This is a genomic window from Paenibacillus sp. V4I7 (genome assembly GCF_030817275.1).
Classification (GTDB): Bacteria; Bacillota; Bacilli; order Paenibacillales; family NBRC-103111; genus Paenibacillus_E.
The window spans coordinates 835,797-850,682 of the sequence record NZ_JAUSZD010000002.1 but is presented as its reverse complement, the minus strand read 5'-3'; the positions used below and the strand labels follow the sequence as shown (position 1 = coordinate 850,682).

14 protein-coding genes are annotated in these 14,886 nt (G+C 44.0%); 9 read left to right on the top strand and 5 right to left on the bottom strand.

Annotation, left to right across the window (positions count from 1 at the left end):
* Nucleotides 1-66 precede the first annotated feature (66 nt).
* Nucleotides 67-1,020 carry a D-2-hydroxyacid dehydrogenase gene (locus tag QFZ80_RS05090; RefSeq protein WP_307548299.1) on the top strand — a complete coding sequence of 318 codons (954 nt, stop codon included), beginning with the start codon at nucleotides 67-69 and terminating at the stop codon, nucleotides 1,018-1,020.
* A 57-nt stretch (nucleotides 1,021-1,077) separates the two neighbouring features.
* On the opposite strand, the gene serS is transcribed toward QFZ80_RS05090, so the two are convergent.
* The 5 genes from serS to QFZ80_RS05065 all read right to left on the bottom strand — a co-directional run bounded on the left by serS (nucleotide 1,078) and on the right by QFZ80_RS05065 (nucleotide 5,705).
* Nucleotides 1,078-2,361 (bottom strand): serine--tRNA ligase, encoded by a 1,284-nt coding sequence (gene serS / locus QFZ80_RS05085; protein ID WP_307557587.1) that lies wholly within the window; start codon nucleotides 2,359-2,361, stop codon nucleotides 1,078-1,080.
* A gap of 308 nt (nucleotides 2,362-2,669) precedes the next feature.
* Nucleotides 2,670-3,638: a 6-phosphofructokinase gene (pfkA, locus tag QFZ80_RS05080; RefSeq protein WP_307548302.1), complete on the bottom strand. Its 969-nt coding sequence runs from the start codon at nucleotides 3,636-3,638 to the stop codon at nucleotides 2,670-2,672.
* A 34-nt stretch (nucleotides 3,639-3,672) separates the two neighbouring features.
* The gene (locus tag QFZ80_RS05075; protein WP_307555667.1) at nucleotides 3,673-4,698 is read right to left on the bottom strand and encodes a tetraprenyl-beta-curcumene synthase family protein; all 1,026 of its coding nucleotides are present in this window, start codon (nucleotides 4,696-4,698) and stop codon (nucleotides 3,673-3,675) included.
* Between the two features lie 31 nt (nucleotides 4,699-4,729).
* Entirely contained in the window at nucleotides 4,730-5,362 is a 633-nt protein-coding gene (locus QFZ80_RS05070) for a hypothetical protein (RefSeq protein ID WP_307557585.1), read from the bottom strand.
* Nucleotides 5,363-5,390: 28 nt separating this feature from the next.
* A complete protein-coding gene (locus tag QFZ80_RS05065) occupies nucleotides 5,391-5,705 on the bottom strand; it encodes a hypothetical protein (protein WP_307557583.1) in 315 nt (104 codons plus the stop codon).
* Nucleotides 5,706-5,931: 226 nt separating this feature from the next.
* Here QFZ80_RS05065 and QFZ80_RS05060 point away from each other — a divergent pair, with 226 nt between their 5' ends.
* The 8 genes from QFZ80_RS05060 to QFZ80_RS05025 all read left to right on the top strand — a co-directional run bounded on the left by QFZ80_RS05060 (nucleotide 5,932) and on the right by QFZ80_RS05025 (nucleotide 14,886).
* Nucleotides 5,932-7,266: a multi antimicrobial extrusion protein MatE gene (locus QFZ80_RS05060; RefSeq protein WP_307557581.1), complete on the top strand. Its 1,335-nt coding sequence runs from the start codon at nucleotides 5,932-5,934 to the stop codon at nucleotides 7,264-7,266.
* A 22-nt stretch (nucleotides 7,267-7,288) separates the two neighbouring features.
* Nucleotides 7,289-8,473, top strand: a complete 1,185-nt coding sequence (locus QFZ80_RS05055) for an MFS transporter (RefSeq protein ID WP_307557579.1) — start codon at nucleotides 7,289-7,291, stop codon at nucleotides 8,471-8,473.
* A 25-nt stretch (nucleotides 8,474-8,498) separates the two neighbouring features.
* Complete coding sequence (locus QFZ80_RS05050; protein ID WP_307548312.1) at nucleotides 8,499-9,188, top strand: ABC transporter ATP-binding protein; 690 nt, start codon at nucleotides 8,499-8,501, stop codon at nucleotides 9,186-9,188.
* Nucleotides 9,185-10,537 (top strand): ABC transporter permease, encoded by a 1,353-nt coding sequence (locus QFZ80_RS05045; RefSeq protein WP_307557577.1) that lies wholly within the window; start codon nucleotides 9,185-9,187, stop codon nucleotides 10,535-10,537. Before QFZ80_RS05050 ends, QFZ80_RS05045 begins: the two co-directional genes overlap by 4 nt.
* A gap of 13 nt (nucleotides 10,538-10,550) precedes the next feature.
* Nucleotides 10,551-11,654: an efflux RND transporter periplasmic adaptor subunit gene (locus tag QFZ80_RS05040; protein WP_307548315.1), complete on the top strand. Its 1,104-nt coding sequence runs from the start codon at nucleotides 10,551-10,553 to the stop codon at nucleotides 11,652-11,654.
* Between the two features lie 86 nt (nucleotides 11,655-11,740).
* On the top strand, nucleotides 11,741-12,388 hold the full coding sequence (locus QFZ80_RS05035; RefSeq protein ID WP_307557575.1) for a nitroreductase family protein: 648 nt from the start codon (nucleotides 11,741-11,743) through the stop codon (nucleotides 12,386-12,388).
* Nucleotides 12,389-12,704: 316 nt separating this feature from the next.
* Entirely contained in the window at nucleotides 12,705-13,805 is a 1,101-nt protein-coding gene (locus tag QFZ80_RS05030; RefSeq protein WP_307557573.1) for an amidohydrolase/deacetylase family metallohydrolase, read from the top strand.
* On the top strand, nucleotides 13,783-14,886 hold the full coding sequence (locus QFZ80_RS05025; RefSeq protein WP_307557571.1) for a DgaE family pyridoxal phosphate-dependent ammonia lyase: 1,104 nt from the start codon (nucleotides 13,783-13,785) through the stop codon (nucleotides 14,884-14,886). Before QFZ80_RS05030 ends, QFZ80_RS05025 begins: the two co-directional genes overlap by 23 nt.

Sequence of the window (14,886 nt, the reverse complement as noted above, 5' to 3'; positions counted from 1 at the left end):
GACACCCTGAGGGCACTAAGAGCTCTCGGGGTGTCTTCTCACAGACATTAAAAGGAGTTGAAATGAATGAAAATTGTCGCCATTACTGGAATGGATTTGACTACCATGCAAGAGCAGATGCCGCAAGACTTGAAGGAACGCTGCCGATTTCATTGGTTTAAATCTTCAAGTGAAGCCGGGGAACATATTGCAGATGCAGATGTAATTATCACAGCTGGCCGCATGAATCCGGATACGCTCAAGCAGGCATCCAAACTGAAATGGATGCAAACCATTTCCGCCGGCGTGGATAAGCTTCCTCTCCAAGAGTTTGCGCGGCGTAATGTCATACTGACGAATGCCCGTGGGGTACATACAATCCAGATGAGTGAGTTTACGCTAAGTCTCATGCTGCAATGGGTTCGTAAAGCGAATCTTCTTCATGAGCGTCAGCAAAGTAAAGTTTGGGACAATCAAGTTAGTTTTGGTGAGCTTTATGGTAAAACGATTGGCATTATTGGTGCAGGTGCAATCGGCGAAGCTGTTGCTCGCAAAGCAAAGGCTTTTGACATGACTGTCATTGGGTTGAATCGTTCCGGTTCGCCTGGGCCTGCCTTCGATTCAACGGTCAGCGGAGAAGAAGGCTTAAAATCTTTGCTTACACAAAGTGATTTCGTCGTTCTTCTACTTCCTAGTACTGCTAAGACGCGAGGTTTCTTGACCAAAGAACATCTGCGCTTAATGAAACCAAGTGCTTTCTTAATCAATCTGGCTCGCGGTGATGTCATTGAAGAAGAGGATTTGATACTTGCGCTGCAAGAAGGCCAGCTGGCAGGCGCTGCACTCGATGTTTTTGAGCAGGAGCCATTACCGTCAACCTCTCCCCTGTGGAACATGAATAATGTTATCCTGACTCCACATATCGCTGGATCTTCGGCTCACTATGCAGAGCGAGTTTCCGCCATTTTCTATCATAATGTGAGAGCTTTTATAGATGGCACCGACATGATGAATGTTGTTGATTTAACAGAAGGTTATTAACATACGATAACGTACCACATCCCCAAAGTGGAACCCCTAGGGATGTGGTACGTTATTTTATTTGTTCGGTATGACCGTGAGCCCTCTCATATAAGGTCTTAGAGCGGCTGGCAGATAGATCGAACCATCTGCTTGCTGATGATTCTCTAGTAAAGGAATTAGAATTCTTGGTGAGGCGACAGCCGTATTGTTAAGGGTATAGCAATAACGCAGCTCACTGTTCTCATCTCTATAACGTAAGCCGCTGCGACGAGCTTGAAAGTCAAGAAGGCTTGACGACGAGTGCGTTTCACCATAAGCATTACGGCTAGGCATCCACGTCTCAATGTCATACTGCTTGTAGTTTTTGGCGCCCATATCTCCTGTACATACAGCAACGACGCGATAAGGAAGCTCAAGTAAATCTAGAATATCTTCTGCATTCCGTGTAATTTGATCTAACATCTGATCAGCTATGGCGGGATCATTCTCGCAAAGAATTACCTGCTCAACTTTAGCAAATTGATGAACACGATATAATCCGCGTACATCTCTGCCTGCCGAACCAGCTTCTTTGCGGAAACAATTCGATACGGCTGCCAGTTGTATCGGCCCTTTTGATAAATCTATCATTTCACCCGCATAATACGAAACCAATGGACCTTCCGATGTGCCAACTAACCATTTTTTTTCATCCTGCAATTCATAGGTCTGATCCTTCCCAGCGGGGAAAAAGGCTGCATTCTGCAGCGTCTCTTCCCGCACCATCAGAGGGACATCCATCACCGTGAACCCTCGATCTGATAGCAGATCAAGAGCAAGCTGTTGAACAGCTCTGTGTAGGTATAGCCCCATCCCTTTGAGGTAGTAATTCCTGCTTCCAGCCACCTTAACTCCACGAGGGAAATCGATTAAATCCAATTCCTCACCGATTTGCATATGATCACGAGGCACAAATTCAAACGAGGTAGGCTGACCTACTACTTTCCGTACAACATTATCTTGATCAGTAACCCCGAGTGGAGTTTCAGGTGAAACCAGATTCGGAACAGTAAGCATCAGCTCCTTAAACCGCTCTTCCAGTTTCGCAAGCCCCTCTTCATTCTCCGTTAATGTTCGGTTCCAGCCGCGAACCTGATCTTTCAAAACCTCGGCTTCTCCCATTTTCCGCTCAGCCATACACTGCGCGATCTGAGCAGATGCACGATTGCGTTCTGAGCGCAGCTGATCCACTTGTTGATGGAGCAGCCTTTTCTTCTCATCTACCTTCAACAGCTCATCGAGAGGACATTCTACACCTTTATTTTGAGCCGCTTCCTTCACTTGATCTCGATGCATACGAATCCATTTGATATCCAGCATACTACTCACCGCTTCCTTTTCTATTATGGGAAAAAGACAAAGAACGCCCCTGTCCGATTGGGACGAGGAGCGTTCTGCTCGCGGTGCCACCCAACTTGATGACGACATCATGATGTCATCATCCGCTTGGTTCCGCGATAACGGGCGGTGCCGGTTTATTTAGAGCAAGGCGATGTATTCTGCGCCTTACCGATCATGAACGTCTCCGAGTTGGATGCTCTTCACAGACCTAATGTCGATTTGTATATTGTTCGATATTATAAACGAAGATATGAGTCAGGTCAATAGCGTTTGTTCCCATGTAGAATTCACTGGGATAAACGGCTTGCCAATTCATAAAGTTCTGTATTAAATGGACGCTTCGTATTGACAACTAAATCAATATCGGTAGCTACTAATTCACCTTTGATAACACCGCATGCTTTGGAAGAATCGCCTTCCATGAGCTTACGAACAGCGAAATCACCGAGACGGCTTGCCAAGATTCGGTCATTATGCGTAGGTGCTCCGCCGCGTTGAATATGGCCAAGAACCGTTACACGAGGCTCAATACCAACATACTCTGTAATCTGCTTAGCAATCCCATCACCGGTTCCCGCTCCTTCAGCAACGAGAATGATACTGTGACGTTTGCCATGGGAGAAGTTATCCTTCATACGGTTAGCTACTTCATTAACGTCGACCTCAACCTCAGGAACGATAATCGTTTCCGCACCGCTAGCTAGTCCAGCGTAGAGAGCTATCTCCCCACAGTGACGTCCCATCACTTCTACAACGGATGAACGTTCATGTGAAGTCATCGTATCACGAAGCTTGTTAATCGCATCCACAACAATGCTCACTGCTGTATCAAAACCGATTGTAAAATCAGTGAATGGGATGTCATTATCAATTGTACCAGGCAGGCCCATCGTTTTGATGCCCAATTTGCTTAACTTATTGGCACCTTGATAAGACCCATCTCCTCCAATAACGACCAACCCATCGATACCGCGTTTACGCAAGTTCTCGGCACCAATTTGTTGCCCTTCCGGCGATAAAAACTCTTTGCATCGAGCCGTTTGTAGAATCGTCCCCCCGCGTTGAATGATATCTCCAACGCTGCGCAAATCCATTTTGCGAATATCATCGTTAATTAAACCATGGTATCCACGTTGTACGGCATAGACTTCGAGACCATGGAATAATGCGCTTCTTACGACCGCACGGACCGCCGCATTCATTCCCTGAGAGTCTCCGCCGCTTGTTAGAACGGCAATTGATTTTACTGCTGACATTTCATTTCCTCCTTCAAATTCTTCTGAATGTCATTCATGATGACGTACGGATGTACATGCTATTTAGCCAGAAAAATAACCGGGTTAATGGACTATTTTTCATAAGACGCTTCGATATTTTCTTCACTTGCTGTTGGCCGTTGACCTTAGGATCCGACAAATATAGCGCAAGCAAACCTTCGATTATCATACGATGAAATCGCGGATGTTCCAAGAACAAAATTTTGCTACGAGCCTCTTGCACGATAAAGGCAATTCTCTCAACGGTTGTTTCCATGGATTCATAATAGCTGCAAAAGTTCAGGTCTCCACCCAAGATATCTTCTTCCTGGTCGATTAAATAATCAAGCAGAATATGCAGCCCGCACACATAGGGGAAATAAGCCTCCCGTATAGAATCGACCTGCTTTTCACTCAAATGAGGATCACAAGCTGCAAGGAAAAGCATAAACATGCCTAACGTTGAACCTGTGGCTGCTGCAAATTCATTCCAAGAAATTTGGCTATACCTATGATGATGTTGATCCCACCACTGATGAAGCTCAGGCTCACGCATATCCTTGCGAATATGCTTGTACACTTGTAAGTCGCAGTATAAAGCTACGAAATCTCGCACCTGATCGGCTACTTGTGTATATGACGGAAGCAGACTAATACAGGACTGACACTTTTGGACGAGCTCTGTTAAATAGTTTCCGTCCTCTTTCTCATGTCTGTATGCATAGTAATCGTTCAAAGGCTTAGAAGGATCAACAGCATCCAACATCGATTGGTGTAATTGACGAAAATCTTGGGGATCCAAGGATGTACTGCGATCACATAGATTATCCAGATAATCGCTAATCGTTTGAAACGCAACAATGAGCGGGATGAGCACATGACGCATTGACAAATTAGCAGCCGCATAAACAGCGCCGCCTTGACAATGAAATTGTTTCGTTGAGATGCTGGCTAGTGCTTGAGTACGCAGCTCGCTATCTGGGATATTTTTCGCCTTTGCTTTCCATATGGAAAGCTGATCGCTTACGTCCGGTAAAATGTAACGGTACACCCTGACCATTAATCTAACTGGGCCTTTTGGAACCTTTGTGCTACTTCTGTCCAATTGCTTCAAGCAGACTTCCTCCACAACTTTGTTCATAGCAATATTGTAACAATAACTGCATTTCATATCGTTGAATGTGCCGTAACCATTGATCAACAATAGGATTTTGAACTAAGGATACTTGTAACTCTACGATATCTATGAATACACAAGGGATCCATTCCGGAGAAGTAATAAGCACTTCAAGCTTCAAACGAAGGGCTTCATTGTCCAAATCAGCCAAGTCTTTTACAGTCAAATAATCGCTCACACATTGTAGTAAGTTAGAGAAAATAGGATGATGACCGACATCGTTGAACCAATACTTCGCATTGCTGTAGTCCCCCTCCATCCGATGCATTAGAGCATGCCAGTAGCTGCCTGTTGCATTCGTGATTTCCTGGGCAATATCATGCGATTTATCTAAACTCTCATTCAGTAAAAAAAGACCCGCTTTAATCGCCAATCCATAAGACTCTTGCCCCGGACTGCCTTGGATCATCATAGCTGGGACAAGCGCTTCAATGCGTGCATCCATACTTACATCCCATTCTTCAATCGGATATAAAGTAGGTAGATGCTCCAAGAGCGGCTTTGCAATAGCTTCCAGCCAGTTATCTCCATCCTTATTGCTATGCATGCAGTCATTCTCCCTTCATTGACAACCATTATTGGTGGGTTTTCGATTCCAATTCCTGATTCGCCCGGAACCAAAGATGAAGATCATTTATGATAGAAGCTAAGTCAGCAATTTCGGAATTCAAACGGCATGATGCGGGAAAATCGTCTTCCTTGTCCAACTGATTTTGTTTGTAAATAATCGTTGCCTCTAGCTTCATAATGCGGTCCGGAATTGCACCGCGAATTTGTTCCCAATGTAATAAAATATCAACACGCACACTGGGCGGATAATCCTCCCACTCTACTTCTATCACGGGAATCTCAATGCCAAGTCTGGCATCATACTGGAAATAGCAGCTCATTCTTCTGTTAAACCTCCTTGCAGTAAAAACTGGCTGCGACTTGTTCAAGAAACATTCTACCTTTAAATGTATCACTTCAAACCTTGGGTTTCCAGTTAAAATTGTATGTCAACCTGATTTCATTTTCTGGTATACTTAAATAACGTTTTTAAAAGGGGATTTTTAGTAAGAGTTATGCTTACAAAGCTAGTTTTGCTAAAGCAAAACTCTAAGGAGTGCGATTTAGATGACCGCTAAGACAATAAAAGAAAACATCACTTGGAAACAGCTCATCTCCTTTTTCCTCCCTCTCGGCCTTTCAGCAACACTAGTTACCCTCTCGCATGTTATTATCAATAGCACCTTGGCCAGGGCCGATAATCCGGAAGTGGTCATTGCCAGCTATGCGCTGCCTTTAAGCTTACTTGGCTTAACCGAAAGACCCGTTGTTTTGCTGCGACAAGCTTGCTCAGCTCTTGTAAGAGACCGTATCTCCTTTCGAGCCATGGCTGCAGTAAGTTCTTATGTATTCGCCTGCATCATCCTAATTGGTCTCATTTTATGTTATACGCCTGTTGGAGAATGGGTATTTCTTTATTTTTTTGGAGTTGAACGTGAATTATTAGACACTACACTTAGTGTTTATCGCATCTTGATGTACGTTAGCATTTTCTCAGGACTACGGTGCTTATTTCACGGTATCATTATTTTTAATATGCGGACCAAATGGTTGACTATTGGGATGTGCGTGCGAATCATCGCTATGTATTTGTTATCGTTATATTTTATTACTACAGATAGTGTTTCTAGTGGCCGTGTTGGCGCGATTATTTTCTTAGTGGGAATGATTATTGAAGCTATGGTTGCTGTATGGGAAGGAACCACCTTACTTCGAACCGTCATTCCAGAGAAGGCGCCTGATCATCCGATTGAAACCAAACAACAAATTTTCAGCTTCTATAAGCCCCTTCTGTATTCTTCGATCATTGCCGTCGTCATTGGACCCGCCATCAATGCCATACTAGGTAAAACAACGCATATTCATTTAGCGATCTCCTCTTATGCGATTGCCGGTTCCCTGACTCAATTGGTTTTGAGCTTCTTTTCCTACATTCATCAAATTGTTTTGAATTTCTACCGCAAAGATGCGAGAACTGTCGTCCGTTTCGTATTCCTTCTTAGCTTTATTCCAGGAGCACTCATCGCTATACTTGCCTATACAGCTCTAGGACCTTGGTTTATGACACATGTCATGGGTGTTAATTCCGAGCTGATGCATGCAAGCTTACTTGCCATGCGTATATTTATGATCATGACGATTGTATTCCCTTGGCTTGATTACATGAACGGTATTATTATGCTGAGAGGCCAAACGAAAATCATGGTTTTATCTCAATCTGCGAATGCTATTGTTACCGTGTTAACCTTATTCATCACCATTTCTAATGCACCCGGCTGGAATGGCTTGATCGGCGCTCTCGCGCAATCTGTTGGTATGCTAGCTGAGCTTCTAGTCGTGTTCTTTATACTCAAACGAACGTCTGAAAACGGGCAAACATATTTTTCTACAGAAAATTTGTAAAGAAATCGAGTGATAACCACTGATGAAAACGTCTAATCCTACAAAGCCACAAGACCAACTACTCAAATTGTTCACGTTTTCCTTTTTTATGACGATGGGTATTGTCGTTACTTTTTTCCCGCTTTACTTTGATTACAAAGGATATTCCAAAATTCAGATCGGTTTGCTGTATGCCATTGGACCACTGATTGGGATAGCGACCAACTTGCTGTGGGGATTCCTTAGTGATCGCTTCCAAACGGTAAAGAAAATTATGATCATTCTGATTATTGGGCAGTTGATCACTGCCATCTTGGTATTTACAGCGGGTTGGTTCTCCCTGCTGTACATATGCTTAGCGATGTTTTTCTTCTTCCAGCAGCCCGTAAATTCATTGAATGACAGCCAGTTAATGCTAAGTATTCGAGATAGCGGTAAGAGCTACGCCTCCTTCCGCGTCTGGGGTTCCATCGGTTTCGCCGTATCAGCCGGTGGTTTTGGGTTGCTTCTTCGACACTACGGTACAGGGCTTACGCCAATACTATGCCTACTTACTATTAGTTGCACGTTAGTCATCGTCTTTTTGCTAAAAGATGCGCGTCAAGGTGGCAAGAAGATGGCCTTCGGGGGCATGCTTAATATCATTCGTTCCAAGAAATTCATCTGGTTCTTAGTGTTAGTTATTATTATGTCCGTTTCACATCGTTTCAACGATGGATTCCTAGCCTTGTACATGCGCCAGCTTGGGGCATCTGATTCCCTGATTGGGTATGCTTGGATGACCTCGGCGCTTAGTGAAATACCGGTGTTTTTCTTTCTGAGCAAACATGGACATAGGTTCAAAGAATTACCCCTGCTTGCCTTTGCCGGAATCGTATATGCCGTACGATTCTTCATTATGGGCTCTATTCAAGATCCTACTTGGGTCATTGGCGTTCAATTGTTACATAGTTTAACATTCGGTATCTTCTTATTCACGGCCAATCGCTATATTAGCCAAATTGTACCTGATGAGTATCGCTCTTCTGGGCAAGCCATCTTCGCTGTTGCTTGGTCTAGTATTGCGGGACTAATTAGCGGCACGTTAGGCGGTTGGATTTTTGATTTAGCTGGTGGAAGCACAGTCTATGTCTTTGCAGCTTGCTTATCGATCGTCGCGGCCATTGGGTTCCTAGGTACGCATATATTTCAAAACGATGAAAGTGAAAGTATGCCCAGTGGTCGATGAGTTTTAAAATGAAGGGGTTGTTCACGTGTTAGCCATTGAACGGTTATCTCACAGTTTCCGCACAGGCCAAGAAGAAACTCCCGTACTTCATGAGCTTAATTTCCGAGTGGAGCAAGGAGAAATGGTTGCTCTACTCGGCAGTTCAGGCTCTGGGAAATCAACACTGCTAAATTTAATGGCAGGCCTGATGAAGCCCACCCGTGGTAGTATTTTAATCGCTGGACAGGCCATTGAGAAAATGAGCGAAAACCGCTTGGCGGAATTTCGGCGGACTCATATCGGATTCATCTTCCAATCTTATGAATTAATACCACATTTAACCGTTCGCGAGAATGTAGAACTGCCACTTGTATTCCAAAGTGTCGCAAGTCAAGAACGTAAACAAAGAGCGATGGCTCTCTTACAGCAGGTCGGTATCGGGGACAAGGCAGATATGTTTCCGTCTCAGTTATCTGGAGGACAACAGCAGCGTGTCAGTATTGCCCGCTCCTTGATCACGAAGCCAGCTATCGTTTTTGCTGACGAACCAACGGGCAATCTGGATACGAAGACAGAAAAAGAGATCATCGATCTACTCATTGACTTGAACCGGAATGGCATTACGTTCGTTATTGTTACCCATGAGCATGAAGTTGCACGCAGAACGCAGCGCATTTTGCAGCTTCGCGATGGTTATTTACTGGAAGGAAACGATCAGGAAGGTGAAGCCGGATGAAACTTAAAGATTACCTTCGTCTTGGCTGGGACCAGCTGCAGCGACGCAAGGTTGTGACGGCCCTTTGTACCGTTGGAATTGCCATTGGCTCGGCTTCCATTATGGTTGCCCTTGGCTTTGGTGAATCTATTCAACACTACAGTCAGAAGCAAATGAGCTTTTATCTCAAAACCGATGAAATCACCATCGTTGATCAAAACAGCGATCCTAACAGTCCTTCTAAAGTTACGTCAAGTAAGCTCGATCTCATTCGTACGTTTCCGCATGTTAAATCGGTGGCTAGTTTTCAAGATTTAGGACAATTCAGATTCACTGTCGATGATGGTAAAGAAAGCTACCTTGACCTCAAGGCAACAGAGTTGAGTACTTTAGAGGACTTCGACTCCAAGTTCCAACAGGGTGAGGCGAGTGATCAGGATAATAATATCGTTCTCAACTATGGGGCTACGCTTGGTGTCTTGGATACAAAGACGCAGGAAGTACGTAATAAACTTATGCAGCAAAATCCTAGCAAGGAACAGTCTGAAACCTACCGTCAAATGGGTGCTATTCCATACCCGCTATATCAAAAACAAATCTCGTTGAAATCGAATAGTAACCAAGAGCAGCCAGGGAACCCATCAGGGACGAACACCATCCAACCAAATGAGGTGACAGTTCGCGTCGTCGGAGTACTTAAGAAACCCGATGGATTGCCAGAGTCCATGCTGCAAGGGAACAAAGCTGCCTATGTATCCCCAGAAACAGGTCTCAAAATTCTACAAGCCCAAAATAAGTCCTCAACAAATAGACATGTTCAATATTCAGAAGTTAGAGTCAAAGTTGATAGTAGTATGAATGTGAAACAAGTAGATGAAATGATTAAAAAACTTCAACTCACAACACAGACTAATTTGTATCAAGAAGATCGTATGAAAGGCGAGTTTGCCATTGTTAGATTGCTGCTCACCGGTGTTGGCCTATTTGTACTCTTCGTAGCTTCCATTTCCATCGTGGTCGCGATGACGATGTCCACTCATCAGCGCCGGCGACAGATCGGAATCATGAAAGTACTTGGCGCGAATTTGAAACAAATCCGCAATATGTTTATCGTGGAATCTTCACTTCTAGGCATGCTTGGTGGCTTTGTTGGTATTTTGCTCTCTTATTGGGTCATATGGGGAATTAATCTTCTCATTATCAAATTCGACTCCACTAATAGCAGTGATCCCGTTGAAATTTTGTTTATCAGTTTTTGGATTCTTCCTGTCGGCATGTTTTTTGCGATTATGACAGGCGTCCTTTCGGGTTTATACCCCGCAGTTAAAGCTTCTCGAACCGATGCACTAACAGCAATTAAACGAGAATAGGAGATTGTTTAGCATGAGGAAAAAGAAAACATGGATGCTAATTCTAACAGCCGTCATTGTCTGCGGCATTAGCAGCTTTCTATACATATCAAGCCATCCTAACCAAATGAATACAAAAAATGCCGATGCAGGTTCTGCGTTCAATGCCCTACAATTCAAAGTCACAAAAGAAGATCTGGTTAACAGCATTGAAGTGAAAGGGAAGTCTTCTTATGAGAAGGAGACGCGCGTCTACGCACCCTTCAGTGGTGAAATAAAAGCTTGGCACATAACAGACGGAGCTCAAGTAACAAAGGGACAGCCGTTATTTGAGCTTGATGCCTCACCGCTAAGAAGTGAAATTGCAACCTTGCAATCTAACTTGAAGAAACAAAAGTTGGAAGCCGATCTAGCCAATTTCAAAGCTGCTGGGCCTGGGGGGGATACTGGCAGTGTCGCTGCAGGTGCTGTTAGTGAAGATGATGCCCGCCAGCGCTTTGCCGCGTCAGAAGGGCGTAAAATTCAAGAGCAGTTGAATGCAGTCAATGATCAATCCATTCAATTGCAGTTGGCGAAGAAACAAGAGAAAGTGGAGCAAGCTTCCTACGTTGCACCTGAGAATGGCATCTTCTTATTCGAAGACTCCTCCAAAATCCCTAAGTCTATCGAGGAAAGCGTGCGTATCGGTAAAATCGTAGATTTGACGAAATTACAGTTGGTTTGCACGGTTGGTGAATTTGATGTATTTCGTATTAAGCCAGGCATGCTCGTACAAGTAAAAGTAGATGCCCTAAAGCAGAGGAAGCTTCAAGGTAAAGTTGAAAAAGTGTCCAAATTTGCCAAGACTGGTACGGAGCAAGGCACAGGTTCCGCTCAATTCGAGGTTACCATTTCTTTAGAACCAAATGAGCAGTTAATTGCCGGTCTCAGCCTCTCAGGCACGATAGAAACAGATAAAAAACCTCAAACCATAGTCGTACCCACTTTAGCCGTACTTCATGAGAAAGAAGTCTACTACGTGATGCTGCAGACTGCTCAAGGCGTAGAACGCCGTGATATTGAGATTGGGATGGAAACCCCCGAGAAAACCGAAGTACTAAAAGGTCTGAATGAAGGCGACACGGTTGTGCTGCAATAGCAACTGCTTTATAATAAGGATAAAGTCTTAGTACCAAGTAACAAAATATGCACATTTCAAGCAGCAAAGGTAGGTAGTTGTTCTTTATGAATTATGAAGATTTTAAGACGATTGTACTAGAGCGCCGCAGTGTTCGAAACTTTACAGAGCAAGAAGTTGCCACGGAAGATATTCGTGAAATTATCGATTGCGCCAGATATGCACCCAGCGATACGAATTCCCAGACATGGAAGTTTATTGCGATAAGAAATACAGAGAAAATCAAACATATCGAACAATTAACCTGGGACCAACTCCATCTCCGTGCGGCGGCTGCCGAGGAAAAAGGACTTTCTAGAGAAGCCCGCTTGTTGGTGAAGTCTTTCGGCCCCTACGCTACCGCATTCTCCGATGCTCCTGTTCTTATCATTTGCTTAGCAACGCCTTACGAATCGAAGTTCCGTGATCGTATTTTTGATCCGATTCAGCTCGTCGAAGACACTGTATGGGCCGAAGAAGGCATTAAGAGCTCCTGCTTAGCCTCTCAGAACCTGATGCTCGCCGCGCACGCTAGAGGCTTGGCAACATGCCCGATGACGGGCCCTGTGCTTCTGGCCCAAGATCAAATTCGCGCTTATCTGGACATTCCAGAAGAATGTCAGATTAATATGGTCATCGCCCTCGGTTATCCGAAGGATCGTCCAGGCAAACTGGCACGCAAAGAAGTCGATGATATTCTTCAAATCATCGACTAATACGATTCATGATTGGAGCTGCCGCCTTCGCGGACAGCTCCTTTTGTTTTTAGACGCGTTTGTTTTCAAATCCGCCTTATTGTGTGATTTCCCCCGGTCAGAGGAATTGAATTCCATTGCTTATTTCTTGGCAAAATTTAATTTTCAAACATTATAACGTTATATTTACTTAGCTGCTTTTCTGTGCTATTGTAACATTATAACGTTATATTATTTACATCATTATCACAACCCTCTCCTACATATGTGAGGAGATATCTAGGCAATCATAAATGTAAGCGTTAATAAATTGAGTTGCAGAAAAAGGTGATAAGCATTGCAAGAGAGATTCGTATTGCACAATGTAATGCACGTCAATGGAGATTGTCTCGATATTGTAATTGAAGACGGAAAGATCGCCGAATTGACCAGCTCTGGGGATGGACATGGGCAGCCTATTTTTGATTATTCTGGTGTTTATGTCTCGAGTGGCTGGATTGATCTACACACCCATGCCTTTCCTGATTTTGATCCCTACGGCGATGAAATTGATGAAATCGGAATCAAACAAGGCGTAACCACCATTGTAGACGCTGGAAGTTGCGGAGCTGACCGAATTGCTGACTTAGTTGCAAGTAAGGAACGAGCTCTAACGAACTTATTCGCTTTTTTGAACATTTCACGAATTGGTTTAAAAAGAGTCGATGAATTATCCAACATGGCGTGGATAGATCATGAAAAGGCTGTGCAGGCCGTAAAACAATATAAAGATATCATTGTTGGATTAAAGGCAAGAATAAGCAAAAGTGTTGTTCGTGATTGCGGCATTGAACCTTTACTCGCTGCGCGTGCACTTTCTCATGAAACCTCTCTCCCCTTGATGGTTCACATCGGTTCAGGACCGCCGAGTATCGAAGACATCCTTTCACTTTTAGAGAAAAAGGATATCATTACACATTATCTGAATGGGAAAGCTAATAATCTTTTTGATGAAGCTGGAAAACCGTTACAGGCGTTTACGAAAGCCATTGAAAGAGGCGTACATCTGGATGTTGGCCATGGCACTGCAAGCTTTTCCTTTAAGGTTGCGGAGGCAGCAAAACAACATCAGATCGGTTTAGATACCATTAGCACAGACATCTACCGAGGGAACCGATTGAACGGCCCAGTATATAGTTTGTCCCATGTACTCTCGAAATTTCTTTACTTAGGCTACACTCTTAAAGAGGTCATCGCAGCGGTCACCTCACATGCAGCGAATTGGCTCCATAAGCCAGAGCTTGGTCGAATTCAAATTGGTGACGTTGCCAATCTAACCCTGTTTACGGTTCAAAATGAACCGACTACACTTGTCGATTCTGAAGGTGACCAGCGTATAGCAGATCAAATCATACAAGCCAAAGGAGTGGTTGTGAATGGCTCTCTCATTAAATGCTAAATATGGTCTAAAGCGTGTAATCAATGCAAGCGGACGAATGAGCATTCTAGGTGTATCTGCTCCGACAGATACGGTCATGGAAGCCATGAAGCATGGCGGGCAAAACTACGTTGAGATTGCGGATCTCGTTGATAAAGCAGGCAACTATATCGCCCATATCCTAGGTTCCGAAGCTGCGGTTGTCGTCAATTCGGCCTCAAGCGGCATTGCACTCTCTGTCGCGGCTGTTGTGACGGAAGGAAATCGCCGCAAGAGTGAACGACTGCATCAAGATCCTATTGCCAAAAACGAAATCATCATGCTAAAAGGTCACAACGTTCAATACGGAGCCCCTGTTGAAACAATGCTCTACTTGGGAGGCGGTAAGCTCATTGAAGTTGGTTACGCCAATGAGGGTAAAGCTGAGCATATCGAAGATGCGATTACTGAACATACAGCTGCTATTCTTTACGTGAAATCTCATCATGCCGTCCAAAAAAATATGATTTCTGTTGAAGAAGCCTGGGAGATTGCACAGCGTAATGGTGTTCCGCTGATCGTAGATGCAGCTGCAGAAGAAGATATTCAAAAGTATGTAAAATACTCAGATCTTGCCATATACAGTGGTTCAAAAGCCATTGAAGGTCCTACTTCAGGGATTATTGGCGGGAAGCGTAGCTATATCGAGTGGGTAAAAGTACAACTGCATGGTATTGGTCGAAGCATGAAGGTTGGCAAAGAAACCACTTTTGGGTTACTTCAAGCACTTGATGAATATGGCGTCAAAGAAGATAAAAGCGAACAAGAAAAAGCAGCTTTACAAGTGTTAATGCCTCTCAGTGAAATGAAAGGTTTAAAAGTGACCATTGTACAGGATGAAGCAGGTCGTGCGATTTTCCGTGCACGCATTCAAATTGATCCTGAGCAAGCAGGAACTACGGCCAAGGAAGTTGTCACAGGACTGCAGAGTGGTGAGATTGCTATCTACACACGCGATTATGGCGTGAGACAGGGTTATTTCGATATCGACCCACGTCCGCTTCAAGGCGATGATATTGAAGTTATCGCTGCTCAAATACGTAAACTAGTAGGAGGCAAATAA

Bases quoted from the DNA above. Each gene is read 5' to 3' on its own strand.
- QFZ80_RS05065 (WP_307557583.1), bottom strand. From the start codon at position 5,705: ATGAGCTGCTATTTCCAGTATGATGCCAGACTTGGCATTGAGATTCCC.
- QFZ80_RS05025 (WP_307557571.1), top strand. From the start codon at position 13,783: ATGGCTCTCTCATTAAATGCTAAATATGGTCTAAAGCGTGTAATCAAT.
- QFZ80_RS05035 (WP_307557575.1), top strand. From the start codon at position 11,741: ATGAATTATGAAGATTTTAAGACGATTGTACTAGAGCGCCGCAGTGTT.
- QFZ80_RS05040 (WP_307548315.1), top strand. From the start codon at position 10,551: ATGAGGAAAAAGAAAACATGGATGCTAATTCTAACAGCCGTCATTGTC.
- pfkA (WP_307548302.1), bottom strand. From the start codon at position 3,638: ATGTCAGCAGTAAAATCAATTGCCGTTCTAACAAGCGGCGGAGACTCT.
- QFZ80_RS05070 (WP_307557585.1), bottom strand. From the start codon at position 5,362: ATGCATAGCAATAAGGATGGAGATAACTGGCTGGAAGCTATTGCAAAG.
- QFZ80_RS05060 (WP_307557581.1), top strand. From the start codon at position 5,932: ATGACCGCTAAGACAATAAAAGAAAACATCACTTGGAAACAGCTCATC.
- QFZ80_RS05090 (WP_307548299.1), top strand. From the start codon at position 67: ATGAAAATTGTCGCCATTACTGGAATGGATTTGACTACCATGCAAGAG.
- serS (WP_307557587.1), bottom strand. From the start codon at position 2,361: ATGCTGGATATCAAATGGATTCGTATGCATCGAGATCAAGTGAAGGAA.
- QFZ80_RS05055 (WP_307557579.1), top strand. From the start codon at position 7,289: ATGAAAACGTCTAATCCTACAAAGCCACAAGACCAACTACTCAAATTG.
- QFZ80_RS05075 (WP_307555667.1), bottom strand. From the start codon at position 4,698: ATGGTCAGGGTGTACCGTTACATTTTACCGGACGTAAGCGATCAGCTT.
- QFZ80_RS05045 (WP_307557577.1), top strand. From the start codon at position 9,185: ATGAAACTTAAAGATTACCTTCGTCTTGGCTGGGACCAGCTGCAGCGA.